The sequence below is a fragment of the Dyella telluris genome (genome assembly GCF_014297575.1).
In the GTDB taxonomy this organism is placed as follows: Bacteria; Pseudomonadota; Gammaproteobacteria; order Xanthomonadales; family Rhodanobacteraceae; genus Dyella; species Dyella telluris.
Genome location: NZ_CP060412.1, coordinates 1,699,031 through 1,725,639, shown reverse-complemented (window position 1 = coordinate 1,725,639; position 26,609 = coordinate 1,699,031). Strand labels below are relative to the sequence as shown.

Sequence of the window (26,609 nt, the reverse complement as noted above, 5' to 3'; positions counted from 1 at the left end):
GGGGCGGGCGGAGTACGCAACATCACCGTGCGCTGGTCAATGGCCTGTTTCGGCCCTCGGGGCATCTCTGGTCGTGTCGGCAGTTACAGGGCCGCGCCGCACTTTCTGGACCCCTGTGCTTTGCCTGTCCGCAAATCTCGCGGCGTTGGCTTTAAAGCAAACAGCCCCGCGAGGTGCGGGGCTGTTTGTTCGGGCTCAGCAGGACTAGTGGGTTTTTCCGAACTTATAAGTGGCTTGGACGTAAAACGATCGGCCATATACGTTGTAGTTCGTTCCGTTATACGGTGATCCTGACGTGCCGGGATAGCTGTCATCTTCAGGTGGCATCGTGTTGAACAAATTGTTCACCACGAACGAGAGCGCGAGGCTATCCATGGCGTTGTAAGTCACGCTTGCGTTGTACTGGAACCAAGGGGCGAGCTTGCCTGTTCCCTCAGAAGTGTAGTTATTCAGTGTGGATGCCAGGTAGTTGGGTGTGCTTCCGTAGCGGTTCGCGTAAAGCGTCGTGCTCCACTTGTTGATGGACCAGGTTGCCGATGCGTTGACCTTGGTCTTGAAGTCCGTGCTGTAGTAAGGGTTGCGAAGCAAATCGATCATAGGGTCGCCGGGATACGGCTGGCGATCATGTCGAAGGATGTCGCTATAAGACGCATTGAGCGCGAGGGCGCCATAGCTGCCCAATTTCCACAGATACTGAAAACTGGAAGTGAGGGCATTCAGCCGCTCCCGGGCAACGTTGACCTTGGGCGTATAGATCGTACTGATATCGCCCAGGAATTCGGGCGTCGTTTGCGGAAGGCGGACGATTTGCGACAACGCTTGCTGGCAGCTCGCCGAGTTGATGTCGATAGCCCCCGATCGGCACAGATATTCCTGCTGAGACAGAACATCGGCGTCCTGCTGATCCACTTCGTTGCGGATGTCAAAGTGGTAGTAGTCAACGCTCCACGACATGTTGGTGATCGGTGACCATACAAAGCCATAGTTCCATACCGTGGCGGTAATGGGCTTAAGTGCGGTGTTTCCGGATTTCTGGCCGAAGAATTGCGAGTTGTAGTACTTGTTGGGGCAGTTGCCGATGTTGGCGCCAGCGTAGCCAGCTTGCGCGCAGTTGTAATAGTCCGTCACGGTGTTGTAGTAGCCGCTCATGCCCTGATATTCATCAGGAAGCGTGGGCATTTTGAAGGCTGAGCCGTACTTGCCTCGCAGCAGCAGTGATTCTATCGGGCGATATTCCAGGCCGACGTTGTAGGTCGTGTGGTCGACGTGCTTGCCGCTGACGCTGTAATTGTCGTAGCGAAGCGATGTGTCCATCACAAGTTCCTTGAGCAACGGCATGCTCAGTTCGGCAGTACCCGCGAAACGGGAACGATGCCCGGCGCCCTGCACTGCCGTGGTTCCCCATACACCGCCGTCCATCAGGCGTGCGTCAGGCGAATAATCCCAGCCCTGGTTGCCACCCTCCAATGCCAGTGCGACACCAGCGTCACCGCCGCCCACCTTGAAGGCTGACGTGTTGGTGACTTGCCCGCGGATGATGTTGTCCCATGTCTTGGAGTTGGTGGTGGTATACCCGGTAAAACCTCGGAAATCAGATACCGGTACCGGTTGGTAGAAAGCCGAGTAGTTTGGTGCGTAGATCGGATACCCCTTGAACGTCCCGAGTTGCGGGCCGAGTACGCGGTCTTCGAAATATCCGTCGATAGAATCAGTCCAGCGGGCGAATTTGCGCTCGTTCAGATGATCATCCGAATGCGTGAAGTTAATGTCGTAGTCCCAGTTGGACTCACCAATCACGCCCTTGCCGCCCAGCGTCAACATGTAGGAATTCTCGATCGTCTTGTTCATGATCGAGTTGTATCCGCCGACCTCTTCCGGTGCAAAGCCGCGCTGGAGGTTGACCAAATCCTTCAGGTTAGGGTCGTAGAACGCGCCAAAATCGGCAGACGTTCCCCACCAGGTATAGCTGCTACCAGTTGCGTACTTTTCCTGGTCATAGTTGTAGAGCAAGTCCCCGTAGAGCTGCAGGTTGTCAGTCGCGTCAAACGTAGCGTGCGTATAGAGATTTGCTATTTCTTTGTCGTTCTTAAGTGTGCGGTAGCCGGGCGAATCGAACGAGCCGCAGTAATTGCCACTGTTCTTTCGGTATTGGTACCCCTCAGTTCCTCCGAACAGGCCGGTCGTGCTGCCGCACGCGCCGGGTACGAGCTTGTTGGGGTCGACGTAGCTGTTGCGCACCTTGGTGGAACTGTTGACCAGGAAGTCACGAGACGCGACGGCAGGGCTGGTGCCATTGGTATAGAACTGTTTGGTGAGGTCGCGGTCGGTGCCCCAAATCGGGCTCACGTTCTCGTATTGGAGGCCAGTCGTGATGTTGAACTTGCCCGCAGTGAAGCTATCGGCAAGATAGATCCGTCGGTCCGAGCCCCCGCCATCGCCGTACCAGCCATAACGTACATCGACGACGGGAGCATCGACTTTTTTCTTCAGCACGATATTGACCACGCCGGCGATGGCATCTGAGCCATACAATGAGGACTGGCCACCAGGCAGGATGTCGATGTGGTCGACCATGGCCGCGGGAATGCTGGTGAGATTGTTGAAGGCGCCTGATCCGTTGTAGAGCGCAGGGAAATTTCCCATGGGACGGCCATCGATCAGGTACTTAACGTAACCGGGATCAAGACCAAAGATGCTCATGGTCTCAGCGCCTTGGGTGAAGCTTGCCGAAGTGGAGTTTCCCTGCACGCTGCCCGTGGCAAACGAAGAGGCCTGGAGCGCCTGCGCGACGGAGGTAAAGCCCTGAGCCTTCATCTGATCGCCGGTGATGGTGAAGACCGGCGTTGCCGTTTCCACCTGTGATTGCGGGATCAGAGAACCCGTGACCGTTACCGTGTCGAGACTCTTGGCTTTCTTGCTTTGATTCGACAGGCCATCTTGAGTGGCGGGCGTCTCCTGCATGCCACCTGACATTGAGGCCGCTAGCGCCTGTGCACTGTTGAGCATCAATACGGCCAGCACCGCCGCCGATATCATCTTCTTCTGCATGTTCTCTCCCCACGCAATGACAGCTGTCGATGGCTTACCTGGGATGCCATCTGCTTCGCGCGCCGGCAGCGCGCCTCTACGGCCGCAAGATCTTGAGCCGCGACGCCGTTTTTAGCTGTGGGTTCGCCTCAGGCAAATGTGCAGCGGCACTTGCAAGAATGCGTGCGTGTGCGAGTTGCGTAAGGGAGGACTGATCTTGCTTTAAGGGGATAGCGTGGGGCGGTGGGGTTGTCGACCGGCATTGCAAATATGCAAGTGCATTTCGATGGATGATTCTATGAATTCATCCCATCGCCGCCTGCATTTCAGCGTCTATAGACAGCAGATTCAAGGAAAGGATGACAGGCGCGAGAGCCTCTTCTTCACAACATATTAGACATGCGCTGTCGGAGTTCTTGGTATGAGCATTGGGCGCAACGCCCATCTTCATTGGCGACGCTCATCGCACCATGGGCTGGCTAGGCTCAACGCGACGCATTGATGTCCTTGGCCACCGCTTCCGCCACGCGGATGCCATCCACGGCGGCGGAGAGGATGCCGCCCGCGTAACCCGCGCCTTCGCCGGCGGGGTAGAGGCCGCGGGTGTTGAGGCTCTGGTAGTCCTCGCCGCGGCGGATGCGCACGGGGGAGGAGGTGCGGGTTTCCACGCCGGTGAGGATGGCGTCGTGCATGCCGAAGCCCTTGATCTGGCGATCGAAGGCGGGCAGTGCTTCGCGGATGGCCTCGATGGCGTAGTCGGGCAGGGCAGGCGCCAGGTCGGTCAGGTGCACGCCGGGCTTGTACGAGGGCTGCACCTGGCCAAATTCCGCCGAGGGCTTGCCCTTGATGAAGTCGCCCACCAGCTGGCCGGGCGCGCTGTAGTCTCGGCCACCGAGTTCATACGCGCGTGATTCCAGTGCGCGCTGCAGGGCGATGCCGGCCAGTGGGCTGCCGCTGTCGTCGAAGGCGGCGTAGTCCTTGGGCTCGATGCCCACCACGATGGCGGCGTTGGCGTTGCGCTCGTTGCGCGAGTACTGGCTCATGCCATTGGTGACCACGCGCTCCGGCTCGGAGGCCGCGGCCACCACGGTGCCGCCGGGACACATGCAGAAGCTGTAGACCGAGCGGCCATTCTTGCAGTGGTGCACCAGCTTGTAGTCGGCGGCGCCCAGGATGGGGTGCCCGGCCTGCGAGCCGAAGCGCGCCTGGTCGATGATGGATTGCGGGTGTTCCACGCGGAAGCCGATGGAAAACGGCTTGGCTTCCAGGTAAACGCCCCGGTCGTGCAGCATGAAGAAGGTGTCGCGCGCGCTGTGTCCCACGGCGAGCACCACGTGGTCGCTCAGCAGCTGCTCGCCATCGTTCAGCACCACGCCGCGCAGCTGGCGCTTGCCGTCCGCATCGGTGTCGACCAGCAGGTCGTCCACGCGCTGTGAAAAGCGGATCTCGCCGCCCAGCGACTGGATCGTCTCGCGCATGTTCTCCACCATCGTCACCAGGCGGAAGGTGCCGATATGCGGTTTGCTGACGTAGAGGATCTCTTCCGGCGCACCGGCTTTCACGAACTCCGTGAGTACCTTGCGGCCATGGTGGTGCGGGTCGGAAATCTGGCTGTGCAGCTTGCCATCGGAGAACGTGCCCGCGCCGCCCTCACCGAACTGCACGTTGGATTCGGGCTCCAGCTTGCGCTTGCGCCACAGGCCCCAGGTGTCCACGGTGCGTTCGCGCACGGCCTTGCCGCGATCCAGGATGATCGGCCGGTAGCCCATCTGCGCAAGCAGCAGGCCGGCGAACAGGCCGCAGGGTCCAAAGCCGATCACGATGGGCCGTTGTCCCAGGTCTTCCGGCGCCTGCGCCACGAAGTGATAGCTGGTGTCCGGCGTGGGCTGGACGTGCTTGTCGTCGGCGTGCCGACCGAGCATGGCGGCTTCGTCGGCCACCTCCACGTCCAGCGTGTAGATCAGCGCGATGGCGCCGCGCTTGCGGGCGTCGTAGCCGCGGCGGAACACCGTGAAGCTGCGCAGGCCGTCCTTGCCCAGCCCCAGCTTGGCGCGAATGGCGGCCTCAAGGGCGCCTTCGGCGTGGTCCAGCGGGAGCTTGATGTCGGTCAGTCGGATCATGCGGGCGTAGAACGGGTGGGTCGTCCCCCATTTTCGCATGCCTGACGAGGAGTAAGTGAAGAGGAGTCAGAAGTGAGAGCGAGCGCGGCTTGAGGCAGCCCCACTCTCACTTCTGACTCCTCTCCACTCACTTCTGGCTCATCAGCCCTCGGCCGCGATCTGACGAAGCGTCTGCTCGAACACTTCCGCCGGCTGGCCGCCCTGGATCAGGTAGCGGTCGTTGACGATCACCGACGGTACGGCGCGGATACCTTGCGTCTGGTAGAACTGCTCCTGCGCGCGCACGTCCTGTGCGTAGCGGTCTTCGTCCAGTACGCGGCGGGCTTCGGTGGCATCCAGGCCGATGGCCGACGCCACGTCCACCAACACGTCGCGCGAACTCACGTCGCGACCCTCGGTGAAATAGGCGGCCAGCAGCGCCTGCTTGAGCTCGGCCTGGCTACCCTCCAGCGCCGCCCAGTGCAGCAGGCGGTGGGCATCGAAGGTGTTCACGATGCGGCTGCGCTTGTCCATGTTGAAGGTAAAGCCCACGGCGGCCCCGCGCTCACGGATGGCTTCCTGGTTCTGGCGCATCTGCTCCGGCGTGCTGCCGTACTTGCGCGCCAGGTGCTCACCGATGTCTTCACCCTCGGGCGCCATCTGTGGATTCAGCTCGAACGGCTGGAAATGCAGCTCCACCGCCACATCGTCGCCCAGCTTCCGCAGCGCCTGTTCCAGCGACTTGAGGCCGATGGCACACCACGGGCAGACCACGTCGGAGACGAAGTCGATCTTGATGGGGGCGGGAGCAGTCATGTCCAGATCCTGAGTGTGATCCCTCTATCTATGGGTGCGCCCGCGCCCGATCAAGTCCCGGCTCAGGCCAGCAGGTCATGCAGCCGGGCGTACTGCAGCAGCATGATGGTCTTGGCGTCCATGATCTGGCCGCGGTCGACCATGGCCAGCGCCTCGTCGAGCGTCATCTCCAGCACGTCGATGTCCTCGCCATCGTGTTCCAGCCCGCCGCCGTGGCTCACCTTGTCCCTGGCCTGGTACTCGCCGACGAAGAAATGCAGCTTCTCGGTGACCGAGCCCGGGCTCATGAACGCTTCGAAAATCTTGCGCACATTGGCGATGCGGTAGCCGGTTTCCTCTTCGGTCTCCTTGCGGATGCAGGTTTCCGGGTCGTCCTTGTCGAGCAGGCCGGCGCAGGCTTCCACCAGCATGCCGTCGTGTCCGTTGACGAAGGCGGGCAGGCGGAACTGCCGCGTGAGGATCACCGTGCCGTTCGCCCTGTTGTAGAGCAGGATGGCCGCGCCGTTGCCGCGGTCGTACGCCTCGCGCTCCAGCGTCTGCCATTGGCCGTTCTTGCGGCGGAAGTCGAAGGTGAACTTGCGCAGCACGTACCAGTTGTCGGAAAGGATGGCGACGTTGTTGATGCGCACGCGCTCGGCAGTGTTGGCGGTCATGGATGTTCCTTGGACGTCGTCATAAAAAAAGGCGGTGCGGGGCGCCTGGCGCCCCGCACCGCCCCGTGTGTCGCGCGTACCGCTTACGGCTTGCCGATGAAGTCGGTCTTGCCCAGGTCCGCGCCGGCCTCGCGCAGAATCGCGTAGGCCGTGGTGCAGTGGAAGAACAGATTGGGAATCACGAAGTGCAGCAGGTAGCCCTCGCCCTCGAAATGCTGCTCGCCGCTGCGGGTCTTGATGGTCACCGCGCGCGTCTCGCTGCCGTCGATCTGGTCGGCCTTGAAGCTCTTGATGTAGTCGACGGCGCGATCGATGCGCGCATGCAACTCGGCGAAAGTGCTTTCGTTGTCCTCGAACTTCAGCGGATCCACGCCGGCCAGGCGGGCGCAGCCGTTCTTGGCCATGTCGGTGGCGATCTGTACCTGGCGGGTCAGCGGCAGCATGTCCACCGTCAGGCGCGCCTGCAGCAGGAAGTTCGGGTCGTACTTGCGTGCTTCCGCATGCGCCTCGCCCTTGCGCAGCACGTGCTGGAGATTGCTCAGCGCGCGCAGGAAGACGGGAACGGAGGCCTGGTACATCGACAGGGTCATGGGGATTGCTCCGGTGGTTCGTTGGGGGTGATGGCAGCTTGCAGCGGGACGACCGACGACGGTTCGCCCGGAAGGGTGTTGGCCACGGGGCTGTCGGCCTTGGCCAGGTCCTGGATGTGCCGCGTTGCCCGCAGCGCGATGTAGGCACCGATGGCCAGCAACACCGCGGACAGCACGAAGGCCAGGCCGGGCAGGTGGAAGGGCGATGCCGGCGAAATCGAATACGAAAACACCTGCGCGAACAGGAATGGCCCGAAGATGCCGGCGAAACTCTGCAGGCTGGCGATGGCGCCCTGCAGGCGGCCCTGTTCGTGAGGATCCACCTCGTGCGTCATCAGCGACTGGATAGGCGGCTGAGACAAGCCCCACAGCGCCATCAGCGGGATGCCGAGCAGGAAGACCCAGCCGGTGTCGGCCAGGCCCATCACCAGGAACGAGCCGATGCCGCACAGCATGCCGGCCAGCATCAGCCGGCGCTCGCCGAAGATGGGTGCCAGCTTGCGCGTGAGCACGGCCTGCACCAGGCCATCGCAGGCACCCACCAGCATCAGCACGTAACCCACGGCACGCGGGCCCCATTGGTAGCGGTAGTCCGCGTAAAGCACGAAGGTGGTCTGCAGCACGTAGTGCGACAGGAACACCAGGAACATCACCACGGCCAGCCGCAGCACCAGCGGATAGCGCATGAGCAGCTTCAGCGAGCCGAGCGGGTGCGCGCTGTGCAGCTCGAACTTCGGCGTGCGGCGTTCCTTTGGCAGTGACTCGGGCAGTACGAACAGGCCATACAGGAAATTGCAGGCGGCCAGGGAACCCGCCACCCAGAACGGCAGGCGCAGGTGGATATCACCAAGGAAACCGCCCAGGCCCGGGCCGATGATGAAGCCCAGGCCGAATGCGCTGCCAAGAATGCCGTAGGCCGCCGCGCGCTTTTCCTTCGGCGTGATGTCGGCAATGTAGGCATTGGCCGTGGTGAAGCTGGCCGCCGTCATGCCCAGCACCACGCGCGCCACGAACAGCAGCCACAACGTGGGCGCCATCGCCAGCACGAAGAAGTCGATGGCCAGTCCCGCGTTGGAAATCAGAATGACCGGGCGCCGTCCGAAGCGGTCCGACAGCGCACCCTGCACCGGCGAAAAGGCGAACTGCACGATGGCGAACACCGTGCTGAACACGCCCACCCACCATGCCGCATTGGAGATGCCGCCACCGGCGAGCTGCTCGATCAGATGCGGCAGCACCGGGATGACGATGCCGAAGGCCAGCATGTCCAGCACCACGGTGACGAAGATGAACGCCAGTGCGGCGCGGCGACGCGGGTGCAGCTCGGGATGAAGTGTCTGATCCATGGACGTGACCGACGGCAAGAGGCGCACGATAGCCGATTACAGGTGACGGTGTGTGTGCAGTGCGGTAGAGCTTCAAGGGCTCCCCGAGTCCATGTAGGAGCGCACTTGTGCGCGACAGCCCGCTGGCGAGGCGGCTGGGTGACGCCGCGGTCGCGCACAAGTGCGCTCCTACAAGGTGGCTGAGGGACGATCAACCCTGCGGCGGCTGCGTCAGCTCGCGGGCATCCAGGTAACCGTCGTGGTTGCGGTCCAGCTTGTGGAACTGCCGGCGCAGGTTGTCCTGGTACTGCTTGAGGGTGATGGGCTTGCCGTGCCCGCCGGGCAGTTCGTCAGCTTCGAGTATGCCGTCGCCATTGAGGTCGAGACGGTGGAAGCCTTCACTGAGATGCGCGACGTATTCCGCTTCGCTCACCCGGCCGTCGCCATCGGTGTCGAACTCGTGCAGGTACTCCGCTGGCGTGGCCTGCGCCCACGCCAGCATCGGCATGCACCACAGGCCGGCCAGCATCACGGAACGGATGGGCCGGCGCATGATCATGCGGCCTCGGTACGCCGACGCAACACGGCCAGCGGCTGCGCCCACGTGGCGCCGGGGCGTCGCTTGCTGGTGACCAGGGTGAGGTCGCTGGGCTGGAACACGTTGATGTTGTGCGTGGCCGGAGTGGTCAGAATGTACTGGGCGCGGGTGGACTTGAGGAAGGCGCCCACCTTGTCGATGTTGAAGATGTCCAGGTGCGCGAACGGCTCGTCGATGAACACGAAGCCGCCGGGTCTATCCTCGTCGCGCATCAGCGCCACCAGCAACAGCAGCGACTTCATCACCTGCTGGCCGCCGGAGGCTTCGCCGTCGTCCATGCCGATCCAGCCCTTCTTGTCGAACTCGAAGCGCACGTTGAGGCCGGCCTGCGCCAGTGCCAGATCCTCGTTGGAAAGCTCCGGCAGATCCGTTTCCACACCGATGCCGGCCAGGTCCGCCAGCACCTTCAGGTTGCGCGCGTAGCGCTTCACCGTATTGCGCAGCACGTTGAGATACGCACCGCGTGCCTCCGTGGTGATGCGCGCGGCACGCTCCAGGTGCACGCGGCGGCGCTGCAGGTCGTCCTTCAGGCCGTCGTGGTCGTTGGCGTACTTGTCGCGCAGCGGCAGCACGGCGTCGTCGGTTTCCCAGTGGCCTTCGTTGATGCGGCGTTCGATGCGGTCGATCTCGCGGCGCACGGCGGCGGGCGATTCGTAGCGCTCGCGCAGCTCCAGCATGGCGCTGCGCGTACGATGCAGCGGTCGCACGTGGCTGCGCTTGTGGCGGAAAGCCTTCAGGCGGTCGACCTGTTCGTTGCGGAACTGGGCGAACTGGCGCGCGCTGTCAGCCAGTTGTTGCTGTGCCTGGCGATGTTCGCGGGCTTCGTTGTCGCGCTGGCGCGAGTTCTGCTGGCGCTTTTCGCGGACGGCTTCGTAGTGGGCTTCGGCCGCGGCATAGCTGTCGGCGCAGCGCTGCACGTCATCCTGCAAGGCGGACTGGGCTTCGTGCGCGGCGGCAAATTCGTCGGCGCGGTCGGCCAGCTGGCCGCTGGCGTTGGCGCCGCGCAGCAGGCTCTCGGCATCGCTGGCCTGTTCCTGCCAGCTCTTGCGCTTGTCGCCGATGGCGCGCAGCTGCTTCTCGATCTGCTGCAGCTTGTCCTCGCCCTCGCGCAGCTGGCGCTCGCGCGCGGCGCTGCCAAAGTAGACATCGTCCACGCCCAGGTGGCGGCCGCCGCGACGTTCGCGGAAGTAGCCCTGCGGCGTGATCCAGTCCTGTTCCTTGCCCAGCTTCGCGCCATCGGCCACGTCTTCCACGCGGCGGATGCGGTCGAGCTGGCGAAGCAGCCATTCCGGTGCGGGCGCGGTGAAATCCACCACTTCCAGCAGCGAGCCGCGCGTGGGTGCCGTCGTTGGTGCGCGTTCGGCGACCACGAAGTGCTTGTAGCGGTGTTCCTCGCCCAGGCGCCACGCTGCCTCGCGGTCGCGTGGATGATCCAGCAACACCACGTGGCGATAGCCGGCGAGCACCGCTTCCACCGCCGCCTGCCAGCGCGGTTCGCTGATCTCGACGATTTCGCTGAGCATGCTGTGGCCGATGTTGGCGTCGTCCAGCGCACGGCGGAACGACTGCTCGAATTCCGGCGTGTAGCGCTGGCCACGACGCCAGGCGGCGAGCTGAGCGGTCAGCGTGGACAGCTGCTCGCGCAGGCGGGCTTCATCGTTCTGCAGCCGGCCAAGCTGGCTGCGTGCCTCTACCAGCTGCTTGCCCTGCTTCTCGTGGTCTGCGCCATCCTGCTCGGCGACCAGCTTGCGCAGATGCGCTTCCTGCTTGAGCAAGGTAGCGTTTTCGGTTTCCGCGCGGCGGGCATCATCAAGCTGCTGCTTCGCCTGCTGGCGACCCTGGTCGGCCACGTGCTGGTCGCCGCGCAGCGATTCTTCGTTGGCATCCAGCGATTGCAGGCCCAGCTGCAGTTCGACGTCGCGCGCGGAAAGGTCGCGACACTTGCGCTTGAGACCCAACAGCTGAGGGCGCGCGCCACGGATGGCGTTGTGCAGGTCGGCCAGTTCGGTGCGCGGCAGCGTCTCGGCTACCAGGTCGGCATGCTCGTGCTTCAGTGCATCCCATTCCTGCCACGAGCGAACGCGGCCTTCGGCTTCCTGCAGGCTCACGCCGATCAGCGAGAGCTGGTGCTCCAGGCCGTGGAGTTCGCGGTCGGCCTCGGCCTGTTCGTTGCGCGCGCGCTGGTAATCCTCCAGCACGGTCTTGTCGCCGAACACGTCGAAAACCAGGTCAAGCAACGCTTTGGGCGGCAACTGGCAGAGCTTGTCGGTGGCACCTTGTTCCAGCGTCAGCACGCGACGGATCGCCTGCGACAGGCCGGCGCCTTCCAGCCGCACGCGGTATTCGCGCAGGCCAAGGAAGTCGTTGCGCGCCTCGATCTCGTCCACGCTGACGTCGCCGCCCATCACGGCGTACTGGCGCTGCCATTCGCCACCCTTCTTCTGGATGCGCACGGCCAGCGTCACTTCGCTGTCCATGATGGGGAAGAACGGACGTTCGCCGCGCGGCCCCGGGATGTTGCCTACGCGAGCGCGCAGCCACGCGAACGGCTTGCCGTTGTGGCGCAGATAGCTCTTGTAGTCGCGGTTGCCTGCGCAGTCGATGGTGAGCAGCGTGCGCAGTGCATCGAGCAGGGTGGTCTTGCCCGAACCGTTGGGGCCGACCACGGTGACGATGTTGGTATCCAGCGGCAGGCTGAAGCGCTGCCAGTAGTCCCAGTGGATGACTTCGAGGCTGCGGAAATCAAACATCGTGGGTCACTTCGCTGTCGTCACTGATTTCATTCACGTCGCCATCGGCGTCGTCGTACATGCCGTCTTCGTCGGACATGTCATCGTCGCTACCCAGATCGTCGCGCGGCGTCAGGCCGGCAAGCAGGTCGCTCAGGGCGCCGTCGAGGATGCGTCGCGCGGTGCGTTCGTAGTCGAACACCAGGTCCAGCAGTGGACCTTCCGCCAGCTCGCCCTTGCGGCGCACGATGAAGCCGTGGCGCGAGAGCAGGCCAAGGTTGAAGTTCACGCGCGTCTTGCCGCCCAGCTTGTCGCCGAAGTCGGCGAGCAGGGTGCGTTCGGCCACGATGGGCGACAGCGAAGCATCGCGCGAAATCGGTTTGGCCTCCGCGAACATCAGCGTCTGCGAGGCATCCGCCTCGGCCTGCTGGCGTTCGAGCTGGCGCTGGCGCTTGGGCAGCACGATCAACGCCCACAGCACCACCAGCAAGGCGATCGCATCGCGATCGAGCTGCAGCGTGTTGGAGATCCAGCTGTCGCTGCCGCCGAACACGTGCTTCTCGTTGGCGCGCGCCACGGCCACGCCGATATAGGCGGAGTAGGGGTGTTCGCGCAGTTCCAGGCCCACCGCGGCGAGGCGGCGGTCCAGTTCTTCGCGGAAGGCTTCGTCGAGCAGCGCCTTGCGTGCCTGCGTGTCGTGGCGAGGCAGCCAGCGCTGGGACAACAGGCGCGCTACCAGCGCGGCGGTTTCGTCATGCATGATCTTTTTTATCCTTGCGAGGATGCAGGCGTCCCGCGCTGACCAGCGCGATGGATGCCAGGCCCGGGTCGACCAGGCGCGGTTCGATCTCCAGCGTCAGCGGCAGGCGGGCGAGATCCGCCGTGGGCCCTTGCAGCGCAGACGATTCCGGATCGCCGACCAGGCCCAGCAGCGAGAGGCGATACGCGCTCAGCGCGTAGTCGTCGCCGCGCAGGGCGTCGCTGAGTTCCATCGGGTCCGCCAGCGTGGCCAGTTCGCCATGCCATGCCAGCAGCGGCGAGAGGTCTTCGTCGTCGATGGGCAGGTCGTGCGTGGTGGGGTTGTTTTCGGCATCCGGGAGTTCGGTGCTTTCCGCGGCGGCGCGTTCGCGCTCCAGCAGTTCGTACTCGGCCACGTCCAGCGCGATCTGGTCCTGAAGGAACGGTGGCTGCACCGGCAGCTGCGCGGCTTCGTCCGCATGCTGGGCGAGTGCGTCGGGTGTGAGCGAACGCAGCCAGGCCACCAGGTCGGACGAGGACAGGCCGGTACGACCCAAGTGCACGCGATGCTGGTCGATCTTGTTGAGCTCGCGCTGGAACACGCCGGCCTGTCGCAGCAGCGCGCTCTGCGCGCGGCCCACGGCCTGCGCGAGGCGATGCGTGGCCACGTCCAGGTCCTCGCTGTCAGCGATGGCGCTGACCACTTCCGTGCCTTTCTCCACCCACGTCCACACCGCGTCGAGCCGCTGCGCCGCGCGGCGGATGCGGTGTTCGGAGCCGGACAGCACGGCGCGGTCGAAGTCTTCCTTCAGCTCGGACAGGCGCGACAGCAGATGGCCGAGCTCATCGGCGGAGATGCGCCCCACCGCCTGGCCCGCGGCAAGCTGTGCGGTGATGTAGCCGAGGCCGTCTTCGTCGTCGCGCTCGAACTCCAGCAGCGTGGACACGGCAGCCAGCGCCTTGCGGCCCAGCGGGCTCACGCGATAGCGCAGCGTTTCGTTGTCCCAGATGAGCAGCTCGTGTTCCTTCAGGCGCTGCACCACCGTTTCCAGCTTCACCGGCTCGACAAAGGCAAGCTGGTCGCGGATCTCGGCGGGCGTCCACTCCGGCGCATGGGCGCGTGCGCCCAGCGTGCGCAACACCAGCAGGCGCAGCAGCACCTGGGTTTCGCCGCCGTGGAACAGGGCGCTGAAAGCGCGCAGCAGCGAACGGCCGCGCAGCAACGGAAACGCCGCCGGGAGATCCTCGGCGGTGATGCCTTCGCGAAGTACGTCTTGCAGGCGCTCGTCGGCGTCCTGCGTTTCGATTCCCTGCATCAAGCGATCAACGGCCAGCGCCGTGGATGCCGATGAACTGCAGGAACTCCGAACGCGTGCGTGCGTCGTCGCGGAACGCGCCCAGCATCTGGCTGGTCACCATCGACACGCCGCGCTTGTGCACGCCGCGGGTGGTCATGCACTCGTGGCTGGCATCGATCACCACGGCCACGCCGGCCGGGTGCAGGTTTTCCTGGATGCACTGAGCGATCTGCGCGGTGAGCTTCTCCTGCACCTGGAAGCGGCGGGCATAGGCATCCACCACGCGCGCCAGCTTGCTGATGCCCACCACGCGGTTGGTCGGCAGATAGCCCACGTGGGCGCGGCCGATGATGGGCGCCATGTGGTGCTCGCAGTGGCTTTCGAACTCGATGTCGCGCAGCACGACCATCTCGTCGTAGCCGGCCACTTCCTCGAAGGTGCGACGCAGGTACTCGCCCGGGTCGATGTCGTAGCCGGAGAACCAGTCCTTGTACGCCTTCACCACGCGCTTGGGCGTATCGAGCAGGCCTTCGCGACCGGGATCCTCGCCCGACCAGCGCAACAGGATGCGCACGGCTTCCTCGGCCTGTTCGCGGGTGACTTCGGTGGGATCTTGACGCTCGCTCATGCGGGTTCCTTCGGGTACGGCTTGCTGACGCGTCAGTGTAACGCCCCCGTCAAGCTTTGGCCCCGCATAGGCCCTTGAGGCCAACCGGATCAGGGGTTTGTGATCGGGGCGCCGTTCCGACCGGGACTTCAAGCGGACCCCAGGGCCCGGCTAGACTCCGTTCACGCTGCGACAAGGAGGGGTTATGAAGCGTATCTCGATGGTCTGGATGTCCGGTTGGTTGTTGGCCTGCATGGCAGGCATCGCGCAGGCAGGCACGGCCCAGGACGTCCGCAAGACAGCCGAGGCCGGCATGGTGGTGACCGGCACGGTGGAGGTGAATCCCGACGGTTCGCTGCACGGCTATGCGCTGGACACGCCCGAGAAACTGCCGCCGAGCGTGGTCGACGTGGTCGGCAAGACGGTGAACGCGTGGGTGTTCCACCTCTCCGGGCCGTCCCAGGATGTGGTGAAGACCAAGATGAACCTGCGCGTGGTGGCCAAGCCCGTCGGCGACGGCCAGTTCGCGGTGGCGGTGCAGGGCGCCTCGTTCGGCACGCCGGGAGAGCTTGGTTACCAGGTATCCGGCAAGGATCGCTCGCCGCCGGCCTATCCCAGGGAAGCCATCAATGCGCGCGTGAGCGGCACGGTGTACCTGGTGCTGCGCATCGGCCGCGACGGCACCGTGCAGGAGGCCATCGCCGAGCAGGTGAACCTGGACCAGTACGACCGCGAAGCGGGCATGGTCCGTTACCGCAAGCTGCTGGCCGATGCGTCGCTGGCGGCAGCGCGGCAGTGGACCTTCAACCTGCCCACCAAGGGTCCTGAAGTGGACAACCCGTACTGGGTGGCGCGGGTGCCGGTGAACTTCAACCTGCGGGCATGGGGTGCGCCGCCGGCGAGGCACGACTACGGCCAGTGGGACGCTTATATCCCGGGGCCGCGGCAGACCCCGCCGTGGATCGGCAAGGCGCTTGCGAATGAGTCGCCCGATGCGGTGGTCGGCGATGGTCTGCGCACGGGTGAGCAGCGCTTGCAGCTCGTCACGCCGGTCGGCGGCGCCTGAGGCGTTTTCGCTCAGCTCACGGAACGGAACAAGGTGACGCGGTCGGCGCTGGGTTCGCCGGCCGCGCGCAGCCACGGTTCGCTGGCCACGGCCGGGGTGCAGGGGCCCAGCGTGGCAATGCGGAAGCTGCGTCGGCGGGCTTCGTCGTGCAGGCGGTCAAGCACCTGGCGCAGCATGTCGCCGGTGAACGGCGTATAGAGATAAAACACCGTGCCGCGGGAGATGTCCGCCTCGCGGACGTCCTGCGCGAGAAACGTGGCGCGTTCGACATGCAATGCCTCCGCCGCGCGCCGCGCGCTGTCCACGTAGGCGGACTCGCGCTCGATGCCGCAGGCTTGCGCATCGGTGCAGATGGATACCAGCAGCGGCACATGACCCATGCCGGAGCCGAGGTCGACCACGATATCGTCGCGACGCAGCCGCGCGCGATGGATCAGGTCCAGCACGTGGCGCACCGGCGTCGGCTGGTAGAACACCATGTCCCGCTCGAGTGCCGCGATGGCCTCGGCGGGTTCGTCCAGCGACAGCACGTCGCCGATCAGCGCATCGAGATGGTCGTAGCCCCAGGGCTCGCTCAGGTCATCGTGGTGCAGCCAGCCACGCAAGGCATGTGCACCCGCGCCCTGCACGATGGCACAGCGGACAGCGCCGCACAGGCGCTGCTGTACCTCGGCGAGTGCGGCGTGGCGCGACTGTGCGCGGCGACGGAGCTTGTCCAGCGCCGCGCGATAGGTGGCAGACGTTTCGGTGGCTTCGTGCCACACCACATCTTCCAGCCGGTCCATCGCGCGCACGCGTTCGCGGAGCTGTTCGGGCCGCTCCAGCGAACGGTCCTGCTCGATCTCGCGGACAAGAATGTGGAAGGTTTCCAGCATGGGATATCGAACCTGCAATGACGCACGAACGGTTCGATGGTGTCACGCACTGGCTGGCCGCGAGTTGAACGCACGTTGCTGCGATGTCAACGCGGATCGGGAACAAAATGTCCCGGGAACGGGTCGGGCCGCACGCCCGGCAGCCGGTCGTCGCCGGGAATCACGCCCTGCGCCACCAACCGGTCGCGCGTGTCGTAGTACAGCGTGATCACCTCGTTGGGCGAGGACGAGGCGCGCTCGAAGTCGGTAGTGGTCACCACCGAGGTCTCGCGCTGACCATGGCCCGTGCCCAGCGGGCCGTTGTCGCGTGCCTTGGCGGTGGGTGAGGGCGCGATTGTCGAGGGTGCAGTCGTCGAGGGTACGATCGTCGAGGGTGCGGTCGTCGAGGCGACCTGCGCTGGTGGCGCTGCCACGATGGGTGCGGCCGGCGCGGGTTGCACCGGCACCGGCACGGTCGATTCCATGCGGCGTTCGGCCATGGACGCCTCGGGGACGGGCCCCTGCATCGGCTGCGGACGGATCATGCGCCGCGGCAGGAACACGGCGATGCCGATCACGCCCACATTGTCGGGGCGTCCGGTACGCGCGGCATAACTGCGCGATGCATCGGCGAACACGAAGTCCGCCACTTCGGACAGGCTCTTGCGCCAGCCCAGGATATCGGCGGAGGCGTAGGGTTGCAGCACGTAGCCCGCCTGCGACCAGTCGGCGGTATCGCCCGACAGCGCATTGACGCCATCGACCGAAAGCACGCCCAGCATGCGGATACCCTCTTGGCTGCGCAGCTGGATCTGGTAGCGGTGGCCGGGTTGGCCGGCGACGTAGTAGCGGCCGTCGTGGCGATATACCGGCAGTTCCTGCTGCGTGGTGCGGTCGATCACGCTCAGGTCCACCAGCCGACCCACGGCGCCGGCCTGCAGGCTGCCCGTGATGGCGAGCAGGCCGAGTATCACTTTGCCCAGGGTGTTCATGCGGTGGCTCCGGCAGGCATCGACGACCGATGCATACGGTGGAACGGCGGGGCGGCGCAAAAGGGGTTAGGGCGTCCTCTGGGCGGCCTAAAGTTTTTCAGGTGCCGGCCGATGACACCGGCGACCCATCAAAGGCTATTCGCGTGAGCATCGGCATCCATCTGGACACGTCCTCCATCCCGGTGACCATCGGCGGTTCCTCGACCACGACGGCGTCCTCGTCCTCGTCCTCGTCCTCGTCCGATGCGTCCTCGACGCAGGGCAAGGCCTCGGTGACCAAGTCCGGTGGCGCAGGTGCGGCAGGCGGCGCAGGCGGTGCATCGTCGGGCGCCAGCAGCAGTAGCGGCACCAGCGCGACGGTGCAGGCCCTGCAGCGCGAAATCGCCCAGCTGCAGAAGCAGCTGGCGCAGGAACAACAGCAGTTGCGCGCCGCCAGCCAGCGCAGCAAGGGTGCCTCGGATCCGGCGAGCCTGGCTGAAATCTCCAGCCTGCAGTCCGCCGTGAGCACCACCAATGGTCAGCTGGAATCCGCGGTGACCGCGCTTTCCACGGCCCTGTTGGCCGAAGGCAGCAGCAGCGGCGGCTCGCTGGTCAGCACCACCGCCTGACCTGCGTCTTGATTACACCTCGACGTCGTCGTCCGAGGTGTCCTCAATGGCCGGTGCGTCGCCCAGCAGCTGCTGGGCTTCCTCGCCGGGAAGCGTTTCCACGCCGCGCAGCTTGCGCTCGATGGCGCGCGTTCGGACGCTGGCCTGGTCGATCACGTTGCTCGCTTCGGTGAGCTTCTTGCGCGTCTTCTCAAGCACGGTGCCGAACTTGCCGAACTCGGTCTTCACCGCGCCGAGCAGGGTCCACACTTCGCTGCTGCGCTTGGCGATGGCCAGCGTGCGGAAGCCCATCTGAAGGCTGTTGAGCAGGGCGGTGAGCGTGGTCGGGCCGGCCACGGTCACGTGGAAGTCGCGCTGCAGCGTTTCGAACAGGCCCGGTCGGCGGATCACTTCCGCGTAGAGACCCTCGGTAGGCAGGAACAGCACGGCGAAATCGGTGGTGTGGGGCGGCGCCACGTACTTGCTGCGGATGCGCTTGGCTTCCTCGCGCACGCGCACTTCCAGCGCGCGTCCGGCGAGTGCTGCAGCATCGGCGTCGGCCGCTTCCTGCGCATCGAGCAGGCGCTGGTAATCCTCCACCGGGAACTTGGCATCGATCGGCAGATAGAGCTGAGCGCTCTCGCCGGCGCCGGGCATGCGCACGGCAAACTCCACGCGATCGTTGCTGCCGGGAATGGTCACCACGTTCGAGTCGTACTGGTCGATGGTGAGCAGCTGTTCCAGCAGCGCACCCAGCTGCACTTCGCCCAGGATGCCGCGCGTCTTCACGTTGGTGAGCACGCGCTTGAGATCGCCCACGCCGGTGGCCAGGTTCTGCATTTCGCCCAGGCCGCGCTGTACCTGCTCCAGGCGTTCGGACACCAGCGCGAAGGACTGGCCCAGGCGCGTTTCCAGCGTGTTCTGCAGCTTTTCGTCAACGGTGGCGCGCATCTGCTCGAGCTTGGCGGCGTTGTCGACCTGGATGTCCTTGAGCTTGGTTTCCAGCGTGGCGCGCACCTCGTTGAGGCGCTTCTCGTTGTCGGCAGTGAGCGCCGCCAGGCGCTGCTGTTGCTGTTCGCCAAAGCGGTTGAGCGTAAGGGTGAGTTCTTCGCGGCTGCGGCGCCCGTCTTCGGTCAGGCGCTGCGCCAGCGACTGCAGGCCGGTATCCGTGCGCTCGGTCAGTACATCCAGTCGCTGGCCGAAATGGCCGATGCGTTCGTGCTGCTGCGCGCTCATGCCACCCAGCTGTTCCTGCACCAGCGTGCGGAACTGGCCAAGCGACTGACCAATGGACTGGCTGGTTTCCGCGCGGCCGGCGCGTTGCTCCTGCGCCAGCGCCTCGCGCAGGTGGCGGTTGTCGTCCTTCAGTGCGTCCAGGCGCGCATTCACGCCGGCATCTTCGCGCCCGCGCTGCAGGTTCATCACCTGTAGCACGATGACCGCGAGCACGGCGATGACAAGGACGATCAACAGGATTTCGATCAAGGACATGGCGGTTCCCGACGGCGCAACCGCGCCAGTGTACGCGCTGGCGTTCTCAAAACATGGGACGGCGAAAGACCGCTGGAATGGTGAAGCGCTTGTCTGCCTTCACCGTCATTCCCGCGAAAGCAGGAATGACGGTGAGGGTGCATGGCGGAGAGGGAGCGTGGAGCTCACATCACCCGGCAGAACACCGCCTTCAGGTAACGCCCTTCCGGCACATCGCTGCGGAACGGGTGGTCCGCACCGGCGCCCGCCGTATGCAGCACCTGGATCTCGCGCCCGGCGTTGAGCGCCACGCGGCGCAGCATCTCCAGGAAGTCCGCCTCGCTGACCAGGCCGGTGCACGAGCAGGTGAGCAGCAGGCCGCCGGGCGGGATCACGTCCAGCGCCAGGCGGTTCATGGCGAAGTATTTCTTCAGCGCATCGACCACCTTGTTGCGGTCGCGGGTGAGCTTGGCCGGGTCCACGATCACCGCGTCGTACTGCTCGCCGCGGGCGATGGCGCCGCGCAACCAGTCGAACATGTCGGCCGCTTCGAACACCACCGGCACGTCATTGGCGGCGGCGTTGGCGCGGGCGATCTCCAGGATGCCCGGGTCCATGTCCACGCCGGTGGCCGACGCGGCGCCGGCGGCCAGCGCATGCACGGCGAACCCGCCGGCATTGCAGCAAAGGTCGAGCACACGGCGCCCCTTGGCCAGGCGCGCGAAGTGATGGCGGTTCTCGCGCTGGTCAGCGAAGAAGCCGGTCTTGTGGCCGTAACCGGGGGCGGCGTGGAAGCGCAGGCCGTGTTCGTGCACTTCCACCGGTGCCGGGGCTTCAGGCGAGCGGCAGTCGAAGGATTCCTGCTTCTGCACGTGGTTCTCGGCGAACCAGTACAAGCGTGCGCCCGGGAAGTGGCGCAGCAGCGCGGCGTGGATGGCCTCGCGGAAGCGCCACATGCCGGCGGCGAAATACTCGATCACCAGGATGTCGGCGTAGCGGTCCACCACCAGGCCGGAGAGCCCGTCGCCTTCGCTGTGCACCACGCGCCAGGCGTCACTGACGCGGTCGAGCTCCAGCAGGTCCTTGCGCAGGTTGATGGCGCGGTCGATGCGGGCGGCGATCCAGTCGGCGTCGATGGCCTCGGTGGGGTCATTGGTCAGCAGGCGCAGCGCGATGCGTGCGTGGCCATTCCAGAAGCCGCGGCCGACGAAACGGCCCTTGGCGTCCTCCACGTCGACCACGCTGCCGGGCGGCACGCGGGTCTCCGGTTTATGCACCTGCGCGGACCACACCCAGGGGTGGCCAGGCGTGCGATCGGTCTTGAGGCGGATGACGGGGAGGGGAGAGGCGGGGGTATTCATTCGCCCATGATACCCGCTAGGCCCCCGCAAGCCGTGGTTTTGTAGGAGCGCACCCTGTGCGCGACGGGAGCGGAGCGGTATCGACAGGGCTCTGTGGTCGCGCACAGGGCGCGCTTCCGCACCGATGAGGCGGGCAGGCGTCGCTCAGCGGAAGCGCAGCGCCAGCCAGGACAGCAGGGCCAGCAGGTTGATACCCAGCCTCGACACGGATGGCCCACCCACGGCGAGCAGGAAGCCCTCGCTACCCACGTGCCAGTCCAGTCCCAACGCCACCGGCAGGTGCAGGCTGGCGTACACGTTCACGAACGCGCCGCAATGGAAGCCGTAGCTGAGGAGGGGCGTGGCGATCAGTGGCAGCTGCAGCAGCTGGGCCCACTCGGAGAAGACCACGCCGCGCTCGCTGTTTTCCATCAGCAGTGCGCCGGCCACCATCACGAAGGCGTAGAACGCAAATCCGATCAACGCCACGATGGAGTCGTGCGAACCCAGCGGCAGCAGCCGGCGCAGCATGGCCACCATGCCGAAGAAGCCACCGGCCACTTCGAGGATGCCGATCACTCGGAAAAGGAAATTGCGCACGAATGAAGCCCCGGGTCGAAAGCCGCGAGCTTAGCGGATCGGCACGCGGGTGTTGGCGGTGCGGCTTGGCAGTTTGTTGGTCGGGGTACAGCTCGGGTGGCGACTCCCTCGTAGGAGCGCACCCTGTGCGCGACCGCAGCGCCATGTCGATTCCTCACCGCGGGTTGGTCGCGCACAGGGTGCGCTCCTACATGAGTTCGTCCGCCAGTTCGTGCAGGTCGGCGATGTGCTGCTCCCACCAACGCGGTTCGGCCGCGAAAGGAAACGCCGCGGGAAAGGCCGGATCGTGCCAGCGCGCGGCGATCCAGCCGGCGTAGTGCAGCTGGCGCATGGCGCGCAGGGCGGGTACCAGGGCGAGTTCACCGAAGTCGAATTCGCGCATCTGCTGGTAGCCGTCAAGCAGGGCGTTCATGGCCTTCTCGTCGCTGGCCAGCATCCACAGGTCCTGCACCGCCGGGCCCATGCGTGCGTCGTCGAGGTCGACGAAGTGTGGGCCGGCATCGGTCCAAAGCACGTTGCCGGGGTGGCAGTCGCCATGCAGGCGCAGCTGGCGCACCGGGCCGACGGCTTCGAAACGGTCAGTCACCGCGCGGTTTACGCGCTCAGCCGCCGAGCGATACGCGGCATGCTGCGAAGGAGGCAACAGGGTCGAGGCCAGTACCGCCTGCATCGGCTGTTCGATCAGCGTGGCGCGATCGATACGGCCGCGGTGTTCGAACGACTGCCGCGCTCCGGTGCTGTGGATGCGCGCGATCAATCGCCCCAGCCATTCGAGCTGCTCGGGCGATTCCAGCGACGGCGCGCGTCCGCCACGGCGCGGCGTGAGCGCATAGCGGAAGCCGTCGTGATGCAGCAGGGTGCGGCCGCCGAACACCAGCGGTGCCACCATGGGAATATCGGCCTCGGCCAGTTCCTGGGCGAAGGCATGCTCTTCGAGGATGGCCGCGTCGCTCCAGCGATGCGGGCGATAGAACTTTGCAACGACGGGCGTGGCGTCTTCAATGCCCACTTGCCACACGCGGTTTTCGTAACTGTTGAGCGCGAGCAGGCGGCCGTCCGGCCACAGGCCGCAGGCGGTCACGGCATCGAGGACATGATCCGGATCCAGCGTGGCGTAGGGCGCTTCGATGCTCAACGCGGCGCCACCACGCGTGCCGGGATCACCGCCATGGTGATGCGCGAAATGCACACGAGTTCGCCGGCTTCCGTTTCGATGCGGATTTCCCACACCTGCGTGGTTCGGCCGATATGCACCATGCGGGCGGTGCCGGTGACGATGCCGCTGCGCACGCCACGCACGTGGTTGGCGTTGATATCCAGGCCCACCGCCACTTCCTGCGCCGGATCCAGCGTGAGCATGGCGGCCGTGCTGCCCAGCGTTTCAGCCAGCACCACCGAAGCGCCGCCGTGCAGCAGGCCATACGGCTGGTGGGTGCGGTGGTCCACCGGCATGGTACCGCGCAACCAGTCGTCACCAACCTCGGTGAGGCGGATGCCCAGCGTTTCCATCATGGTGTTGGCGCTCCAGCCGTTGATGCGCTCGAGCGAGGTGTCCTGTTTCCAGATGGCCATGGGGTTCTCTCCGCGGAAAGCTTGTGATCGGGGGTGGGGGCCCTCATTGTCGATGGACGCTTACGCCGCGACAATGCGCCCTGTGTTTACTGTCACTATCCAATCCACTGGCCGGCATTTCCCGGTTGCACCCGGCGAAACCGTGCTGGAGGCCGCCCAGCGGGCCGGCATTGCCCTGCCGTACTCCTGCCGCGCGGGTGTTTGCGGTAGCTGCAAGGCCACGCTGGTCAACGGCTATTGCGACTACCCGCGCAATCCGCCGGTGGCGCTCAGTGGCACGTCGCCTGCGCAACACGCCATCCTGCTTTGCCAGGCGGTGCCGCGCAGCGACCTCACCATAGAGGCGCGCGAAGTCACCTCGGTGGAGGACATTGCCAGGCGCCAGGTGGACGTGGTGGTCTCGCGCAAGTGGATGCTGGCCCCGGACGTGATCGGCCTGCACCTGACGCCGGCCTCGCCGGATGCGCGGTTGACCTGGTTGCCGGGCCAGTATCTGGACGTGTTGCTGGACGAGGGACGTCGTCGCCCGTTTTCCATCGCCAACCATCCGCAGGCTGACGGCACCATCGAGCTGCACGTGCGTCACGTCGCCGGCGGTGGTTTCACCTCGTGGGTGAATGATGCACTGAAGGTCGGTGACGCGCTGCGCATCGAAGGCCCCTTGGGCACCTTCGTGCCGCGCGAGGATGCCGAACGGCCGATGATCTTCATGGCGGGTGGCACGGGCTTTGCGCCGGTGAAGGCCATTGTCGAGCACTTCATCGCCCTGGGTACGCGCCGACCGATGCATGTGTACTGGGGCGCGCGGCACGCGGCGGACCTGTACATGCGCGGGCAGGCCGAGCGCTGGGCCGACGTGGGGCATGACCTGCATTTCCACGCGGTGATCTCGGATGCGGAGCAGGCGCTGGCCAGTGGCATCCGCGCGGGGCTGGTGCACGAAGCCGTGCTGCAGGATCACCCGGATCTTGCCGGTTACGACGTCTACATGAGTGGTCCACCGGCCATGATCGACGTGGGGCGCAAGCTCTTTACCGGGGCAGGACTGCCGGAAGAGCGGCTTTACTACGATTCGTTCGATTACGCGCCCGACGTGCTGGCGCAGATTCTCGGCAACCGCGCAGGCATCGTCGGCCTGTAAGTCGCGATGCTGCGGGCGAGGGCGTGGCGCCCCCGCCCGGCGGAACCATCAACCCGGGTTCTTGCCCTTGGCCACCGGCAGCTGGGCCGCCTGCCAGCCGATCACGCCGCCGCCCAGGGTGTAGACCTTGGCAAAGCCGGCCTTGACCAGGCGCTGTGCGGCCTTGTCGCTGGCGCCACGGCCGTCCTTGTCGATCAGTACCACCGGCACGTCCTTCGCCTTGGCGATGTCCTTGTGCTCCGGGTCGAACTGGCTCATCGCGACATGGCGCGAGCCCGGCACGTGGGCCTTCTCGTAGTCCGCATAGGCGGACAGGTCGATCATCAGCGGACCCTCGCGATTGATCAGCAGGGTCAGGCTGGCCGGGGTCAGCTCCTTGTACTTGCGCAGCATGACCATCAGCTGCACGACGATCAGGCCGAGCAGCAGGATCAGGAACAGCGCGGCAAGCGCCAGGTTGTGGCCGATGAACTCGGGCAGCTTGTGCAGGACATCGCTCATTCGTTGGTTTCCGCAGGCACGGTCTGGGCCGCGCAGGTTGGAGAGAACGGGCGATTATAGGGCGGGGGCGGTCCGGGGGCGAGGCACGCCCCGGACTGCCCCGCCGGCTCAGGGCTGGCTGATGTCCGGCAGGCCCGATACCAGGTACCAGTGCTTGCTGGCCTGGTCGAAATGCCAGGTCTGGTGGTCGGTCACGGTGCGCTCGTGCTGGGTGTTCACGTTGACCAGGTTGATCTGCACGGTCTGGTGCACTTCGAACTCGCCGTTGGGCACCGGGCCGTTGCCCTCGTCGTAGCCGCTGACCTTGTACTGCTGGTAGCGCGCCATCTCCACGGAGGGGATGGGGTGTTCCTCGAGCACCTTGGGGTCCACGAAATGCAGCGCCGCGTTGAAATCGCCCCAGCGCACGGTGCTGGCGTAGGCGTTGAGCGTGGTAGTGAGCTGGTCCTTGCGCTGGTCGGTGGCGCAACCACCGAGCGCGAGCAGGGACAGCGTGAGAAGCGGAACCAGGATGCGACGCATGAGCCTTCCCCTTGGGCAATGGCCGCATTGTGCCCAAAGCGCAGGCACGCTGTCGTCACGCAGGCCGCGTTTTCACACCGCGTCGGGCGACCGCAGCTTGGCCACGTAACGGCCTTCCAGCGTGGCCGCCGGCTTCTCGCCGGTGCCGGGCACCCGGCACGACACCTCGATGCGGGCGCGCCCACGGGCGGCCAGCGTGTCGAAGAAGGTGGACCAGCTGGCCCCGTCGGAAAGCCGGGCTTCGCTGACGAAGTCGTCCCACACCGGCTCCAGATAACGCACGGTGGATTCACCCACGAACACATCGCAGGCCAGCCCGCGCATGCGCAGCTCCAGTTCGACCAGGCTCCAGCCGTTGAGCGTCATCACGCTCACCAGGCTGCCGCCGAACGCGCAGCCTTTGTCGTTGATGTTGGGGCCCAGTGGCGCGGCCAGGGCGAGGTGGTTTTCGTCGCAATCGAGCAGGTTCAGTTCCATGTTCTGCGCGAGCGGGATTTCATCGCGCATGAACGTGACCAGCTTGCGCGCAAGGGTGTGCCTTTCGGTGGTGCTCATCGTATGGGGTAACAAAGAGTGGGGAAACGAGGGGGAAGGGGTAGTTTACGAAGGAAGGCAGACCATCCGCAGGCGCATGGCCGTTACACTCGCTGCCATTCCCCGGAGCGGCCCATGAACTTGCGACGCAGCGCACTCGACGAGCACCTGCTGAATGGCCGCGTGGTGGTGGTCACGCGCCCGGCCGGCACCGGCTCGCCGCTGGCGCGCAAGGTGCGTCGGCTGGGTGGCCAGGCCCTGCTGCTGCCGGGCCTGTCGCTGCAGGCCATGACCGGCACGGAGGTGGCCGCGACGCTGCAGCAGGCCCTGGCTGACGAGCTGCTGGTGTTCACCAGCCCGGCTGCCGTGCGTTTTGCCGCGCGACTGGCTCCCCTGGCGACCCGGGCACAGGTTGTGGCCGTGGGGCGGGGGACCGCTCGCGCGCTGGGTCGGCATGGGTTGCAGGCGCTGGTGCCGGCGGGCAGTCAGGACAGCGAGGGGCTGCTGGCGCATCCCGCACTGGCCGATCTGGGCGGTCGACGCGTTGCCCTGATCGGCGCGCCCGGTGGACGCGGTGTGTTGTGCGCCGAGTTCCTGGCGCGCGGCGCGCGCTTGCGCGAAGTGCATGTGTATCGACGCGGCGCGCCGCGCTGGCAACGTCGCCAGCTCGAAGCCGTGATGCAGCTGCCGGCCGAGGCACGCGTGCTGCTGTCCAGCGCCGAAGCGCTCGATAACCTGAGGCAAGGCTTGCCCGCCGACGTGTTCACTCATCTCTGCCGCGCGGTGGCAGTGGCCAGCAGTGATCGCCTCGCGGTGGCTGCGCGCGAGGCCGGGTTCCGTCGCATCGAGGTCGCCGATTCGGCATTGTCTGAAAACCTGCTGGCTGCGGCAGCGCGCTCCTAGCGGTTTTGGTGGCGGCATCGCCGACTTTCACGCCCGTTTGATGCGAG

General features: G+C 65.6%; 25 protein-coding genes. 4 read left to right on the top strand and 21 right to left on the bottom strand.

Annotation, left to right across the window (positions count from 1 at the left end; translation table 11 throughout):
- Nucleotides 1–204 precede the first annotated feature (204 nt).
- From H8F01_RS07870 to folE, 11 genes are all read right to left on the bottom strand, one after another.
- Nucleotides 205–3,048 (bottom strand): TonB-dependent receptor domain-containing protein, encoded by a 2,844-nt coding sequence (locus tag H8F01_RS07870; protein WP_187058443.1) that lies wholly within the window; start codon nucleotides 3,046–3,048, stop codon nucleotides 205–207.
- Between the two features lie 464 nt (nucleotides 3,049–3,512).
- Complete coding sequence (locus H8F01_RS07865; protein ID WP_187058442.1) at nucleotides 3,513–5,147, bottom strand: NAD(P)/FAD-dependent oxidoreductase; 1,635 nt, start codon at nucleotides 5,145–5,147, stop codon at nucleotides 3,513–3,515.
- 141 nt (nucleotides 5,148–5,288) lie between these two features.
- Nucleotides 5,289–5,942, bottom strand: coding sequence for a DsbA family oxidoreductase (locus H8F01_RS07860; RefSeq protein ID WP_187058441.1), 654 nt, complete (start codon nucleotides 5,940–5,942; stop codon nucleotides 5,289–5,291).
- Between the two features lie 62 nt (nucleotides 5,943–6,004).
- Nucleotides 6,005–6,595, bottom strand: coding sequence for an NUDIX domain-containing protein (locus H8F01_RS07855; RefSeq protein WP_187058440.1), 591 nt, complete (start codon nucleotides 6,593–6,595; stop codon nucleotides 6,005–6,007).
- A gap of 83 nt (nucleotides 6,596–6,678) precedes the next feature.
- Nucleotides 6,679–7,185 (bottom strand): DUF1993 domain-containing protein, encoded by a 507-nt coding sequence (locus tag H8F01_RS07850; RefSeq protein WP_187058439.1) that lies wholly within the window; start codon nucleotides 7,183–7,185, stop codon nucleotides 6,679–6,681.
- Complete coding sequence (locus H8F01_RS07845) at nucleotides 7,182–8,531, bottom strand: TCR/Tet family MFS transporter (RefSeq protein WP_187058438.1); 1,350 nt, start codon at nucleotides 8,529–8,531, stop codon at nucleotides 7,182–7,184. The genes H8F01_RS07850 and H8F01_RS07845 overlap by 4 nt, the downstream gene beginning before the upstream one ends.
- Before the next feature lie 190 nt (nucleotides 8,532–8,721).
- Nucleotides 8,722–9,069 (bottom strand): EF-hand domain-containing protein, encoded by a 348-nt coding sequence (locus H8F01_RS07840; protein ID WP_187058437.1) that lies wholly within the window; start codon nucleotides 9,067–9,069, stop codon nucleotides 8,722–8,724.
- The gene (locus tag H8F01_RS07835) at nucleotides 9,066–11,858 is read right to left on the bottom strand and encodes an AAA family ATPase (RefSeq protein WP_187058436.1); all 2,793 of its coding nucleotides are present in this window, start codon (nucleotides 11,856–11,858) and stop codon (nucleotides 9,066–9,068) included. Before H8F01_RS07835 ends, H8F01_RS07840 begins: the two co-directional genes overlap by 4 nt.
- Entirely contained in the window at nucleotides 11,851–12,597 is a 747-nt protein-coding gene (locus H8F01_RS07830; protein ID WP_187058435.1) for a hypothetical protein, read from the bottom strand. The genes H8F01_RS07835 and H8F01_RS07830 overlap by 8 nt, the downstream gene beginning before the upstream one ends.
- Nucleotides 12,590–13,891, bottom strand: a complete 1,302-nt coding sequence (locus H8F01_RS07825; protein ID WP_187058434.1) for a hypothetical protein — start codon at nucleotides 13,889–13,891, stop codon at nucleotides 12,590–12,592. The genes H8F01_RS07830 and H8F01_RS07825 overlap by 8 nt, the downstream gene beginning before the upstream one ends.
- Before the next feature lie 7 nt (nucleotides 13,892–13,898).
- On the bottom strand, nucleotides 13,899–14,501 hold the full coding sequence (folE, locus tag H8F01_RS07820) for a GTP cyclohydrolase I FolE (protein ID WP_187058433.1): 603 nt from the start codon (nucleotides 14,499–14,501) through the stop codon (nucleotides 13,899–13,901).
- Nucleotides 14,502–14,685: 184 nt separating this feature from the next.
- Between folE and H8F01_RS07815 the strand changes: the two genes are divergently transcribed.
- Complete coding sequence (locus H8F01_RS07815) at nucleotides 14,686–15,546, top strand: energy transducer TonB (protein ID WP_187058432.1); 861 nt, start codon at nucleotides 14,686–14,688, stop codon at nucleotides 15,544–15,546.
- 11 nt (nucleotides 15,547–15,557) lie between these two features.
- On the opposite strand, the gene H8F01_RS07810 is transcribed toward H8F01_RS07815, so the two are convergent.
- Both H8F01_RS07810 and H8F01_RS07805 read right to left on the bottom strand, forming a co-directional pair.
- On the bottom strand, nucleotides 15,558–16,421 hold the full coding sequence (locus tag H8F01_RS07810; RefSeq protein ID WP_187058431.1) for a hypothetical protein: 864 nt from the start codon (nucleotides 16,419–16,421) through the stop codon (nucleotides 15,558–15,560).
- Nucleotides 16,422–16,507: 86 nt separating this feature from the next.
- Nucleotides 16,508–17,392, bottom strand: a complete 885-nt coding sequence (locus H8F01_RS07805; protein ID WP_187058430.1) for a hypothetical protein — start codon at nucleotides 17,390–17,392, stop codon at nucleotides 16,508–16,510.
- 143 nt (nucleotides 17,393–17,535) lie between these two features.
- On the opposite strand from H8F01_RS07805, the gene H8F01_RS07800 reads away from it, so the two are divergent.
- Nucleotides 17,536–18,000, top strand: a complete 465-nt coding sequence (locus H8F01_RS07800; protein ID WP_187058429.1) for a hypothetical protein — start codon at nucleotides 17,536–17,538, stop codon at nucleotides 17,998–18,000.
- Nucleotides 18,001–18,012: 12 nt separating this feature from the next.
- Here the strand turns inward: H8F01_RS07800 and rmuC are convergent, their stop codons facing one another.
- The 5 genes from rmuC to H8F01_RS07775 form a co-directional block, all read right to left on the bottom strand.
- Nucleotides 18,013–19,470 carry a DNA recombination protein RmuC gene (gene rmuC, locus H8F01_RS07795; RefSeq protein ID WP_187058428.1) on the bottom strand — a complete coding sequence of 486 codons (1,458 nt, stop codon included), beginning with the start codon at nucleotides 19,468–19,470 and terminating at the stop codon, nucleotides 18,013–18,015.
- 164 nt (nucleotides 19,471–19,634) lie between these two features.
- Nucleotides 19,635–20,810, bottom strand: a complete 1,176-nt coding sequence (locus H8F01_RS07790) for a class I SAM-dependent rRNA methyltransferase (protein ID WP_187058427.1) — start codon at nucleotides 20,808–20,810, stop codon at nucleotides 19,635–19,637.
- A 144-nt stretch (nucleotides 20,811–20,954) separates the two neighbouring features.
- Complete coding sequence (locus H8F01_RS07785) at nucleotides 20,955–21,389, bottom strand: hypothetical protein (protein WP_187058426.1); 435 nt, start codon at nucleotides 21,387–21,389, stop codon at nucleotides 20,955–20,957.
- 187 nt (nucleotides 21,390–21,576) lie between these two features.
- Nucleotides 21,577–22,524 carry a serine/threonine protein kinase gene (locus H8F01_RS07780; RefSeq protein ID WP_187059207.1) on the bottom strand — a complete coding sequence of 316 codons (948 nt, stop codon included), beginning with the start codon at nucleotides 22,522–22,524 and terminating at the stop codon, nucleotides 21,577–21,579.
- Entirely contained in the window at nucleotides 22,521–22,961 is a 441-nt protein-coding gene (locus tag H8F01_RS07775) for a hotdog fold thioesterase (protein WP_187058425.1), read from the bottom strand. The genes H8F01_RS07780 and H8F01_RS07775 overlap by 4 nt, the downstream gene beginning before the upstream one ends.
- 73 nt (nucleotides 22,962–23,034) lie before the next feature.
- Between H8F01_RS07775 and H8F01_RS07770 the strand changes: the two genes are divergently transcribed.
- Nucleotides 23,035–24,102, top strand: a complete 1,068-nt coding sequence (locus H8F01_RS07770; protein WP_187058424.1) for a 2Fe-2S iron-sulfur cluster-binding protein — start codon at nucleotides 23,035–23,037, stop codon at nucleotides 24,100–24,102.
- A gap of 48 nt (nucleotides 24,103–24,150) precedes the next feature.
- On the opposite strand, the gene H8F01_RS07765 is transcribed toward H8F01_RS07770, so the two are convergent.
- From H8F01_RS07765 to H8F01_RS07755, 3 genes are all read right to left on the bottom strand, one after another.
- Nucleotides 24,151–24,603, bottom strand: a complete 453-nt coding sequence (locus tag H8F01_RS07765; RefSeq protein ID WP_187058423.1) for a rhodanese-like domain-containing protein — start codon at nucleotides 24,601–24,603, stop codon at nucleotides 24,151–24,153.
- A gap of 108 nt (nucleotides 24,604–24,711) precedes the next feature.
- Entirely contained in the window at nucleotides 24,712–25,125 is a 414-nt protein-coding gene (locus H8F01_RS07760) for a hypothetical protein (protein WP_187058422.1), read from the bottom strand.
- 72 nt (nucleotides 25,126–25,197) lie between these two features.
- The gene (locus tag H8F01_RS07755) at nucleotides 25,198–25,680 is read right to left on the bottom strand and encodes a YiiD C-terminal domain-containing protein (RefSeq protein ID WP_187058421.1); all 483 of its coding nucleotides are present in this window, start codon (nucleotides 25,678–25,680) and stop codon (nucleotides 25,198–25,200) included.
- 114 nt (nucleotides 25,681–25,794) lie between these two features.
- On the opposite strand from H8F01_RS07755, the gene H8F01_RS07750 reads away from it, so the two are divergent.
- Nucleotides 25,795–26,562 carry a uroporphyrinogen-III synthase gene (locus H8F01_RS07750; protein WP_187058420.1) on the top strand — a complete coding sequence of 256 codons (768 nt, stop codon included), beginning with the start codon at nucleotides 25,795–25,797 and terminating at the stop codon, nucleotides 26,560–26,562.
- The last annotated feature ends 47 nt before the right edge of the window (nucleotides 26,563–26,609 follow it).

Coding starts and splice junctions, on each gene's coding strand:
- H8F01_RS07870 (WP_187058443.1), bottom strand. CDS start 3,048: ATGCAGAAGAAGATGATATCGGCGGCGGTGCTGGCCGTATTGATGCTC.
- H8F01_RS07865 (WP_187058442.1), bottom strand. CDS start 5,147: ATGATCCGACTGACCGACATCAAGCTCCCGCTGGACCACGCCGAAGGC.
- H8F01_RS07860 (WP_187058441.1), bottom strand. CDS start 5,942: ATGACTGCTCCCGCCCCCATCAAGATCGACTTCGTCTCCGACGTGGTC.
- H8F01_RS07855 (WP_187058440.1), bottom strand. CDS start 6,595: ATGACCGCCAACACTGCCGAGCGCGTGCGCATCAACAACGTCGCCATC.
- H8F01_RS07850 (WP_187058439.1), bottom strand. CDS start 7,185: ATGACCCTGTCGATGTACCAGGCCTCCGTTCCCGTCTTCCTGCGCGCG.
- H8F01_RS07845 (WP_187058438.1), bottom strand. CDS start 8,531: ATGGATCAGACACTTCATCCCGAGCTGCACCCGCGTCGCCGCGCCGCA.
- H8F01_RS07840 (WP_187058437.1), bottom strand. CDS start 9,069: ATGATCATGCGCCGGCCCATCCGTTCCGTGATGCTGGCCGGCCTGTGG.
- H8F01_RS07835 (WP_187058436.1), bottom strand. CDS start 11,858: ATGTTTGATTTCCGCAGCCTCGAAGTCATCCACTGGGACTACTGGCAG.
- H8F01_RS07830 (WP_187058435.1), bottom strand. CDS start 12,597: ATGCATGACGAAACCGCCGCGCTGGTAGCGCGCCTGTTGTCCCAGCGC.
- H8F01_RS07825 (WP_187058434.1), bottom strand. CDS start 13,891: ATGCAGGGAATCGAAACGCAGGACGCCGACGAGCGCCTGCAAGACGTA.
- folE (WP_187058433.1), bottom strand. CDS start 14,501: ATGAGCGAGCGTCAAGATCCCACCGAAGTCACCCGCGAACAGGCCGAG.
- H8F01_RS07815 (WP_187058432.1), top strand. CDS start 14,686: ATGAAGCGTATCTCGATGGTCTGGATGTCCGGTTGGTTGTTGGCCTGC.
- H8F01_RS07810 (WP_187058431.1), bottom strand. CDS start 16,421: ATGCTGGAAACCTTCCACATTCTTGTCCGCGAGATCGAGCAGGACCGT.
- H8F01_RS07805 (WP_187058430.1), bottom strand. CDS start 17,392: ATGAACACCCTGGGCAAAGTGATACTCGGCCTGCTCGCCATCACGGGC.
- rmuC (WP_187058428.1), bottom strand. CDS start 19,470: ATGTCCTTGATCGAAATCCTGTTGATCGTCCTTGTCATCGCCGTGCTC.
- H8F01_RS07790 (WP_187058427.1), bottom strand. CDS start 20,810: ATGAATACCCCCGCCTCTCCCCTCCCCGTCATCCGCCTCAAGACCGAT.
- H8F01_RS07775 (WP_187058425.1), bottom strand. CDS start 22,961: ATGGCCATCTGGAAACAGGACACCTCGCTCGAGCGCATCAACGGCTGG.
- H8F01_RS07770 (WP_187058424.1), top strand. CDS start 23,035: ATGCGCCCTGTGTTTACTGTCACTATCCAATCCACTGGCCGGCATTTC.
- H8F01_RS07765 (WP_187058423.1), bottom strand. CDS start 24,603: ATGAGCGATGTCCTGCACAAGCTGCCCGAGTTCATCGGCCACAACCTG.
- H8F01_RS07760 (WP_187058422.1), bottom strand. CDS start 25,125: ATGCGTCGCATCCTGGTTCCGCTTCTCACGCTGTCCCTGCTCGCGCTC.
- H8F01_RS07755 (WP_187058421.1), bottom strand. CDS start 25,680: ATGAGCACCACCGAAAGGCACACCCTTGCGCGCAAGCTGGTCACGTTC.
- H8F01_RS07750 (WP_187058420.1), top strand. CDS start 25,795: ATGAACTTGCGACGCAGCGCACTCGACGAGCACCTGCTGAATGGCCGC.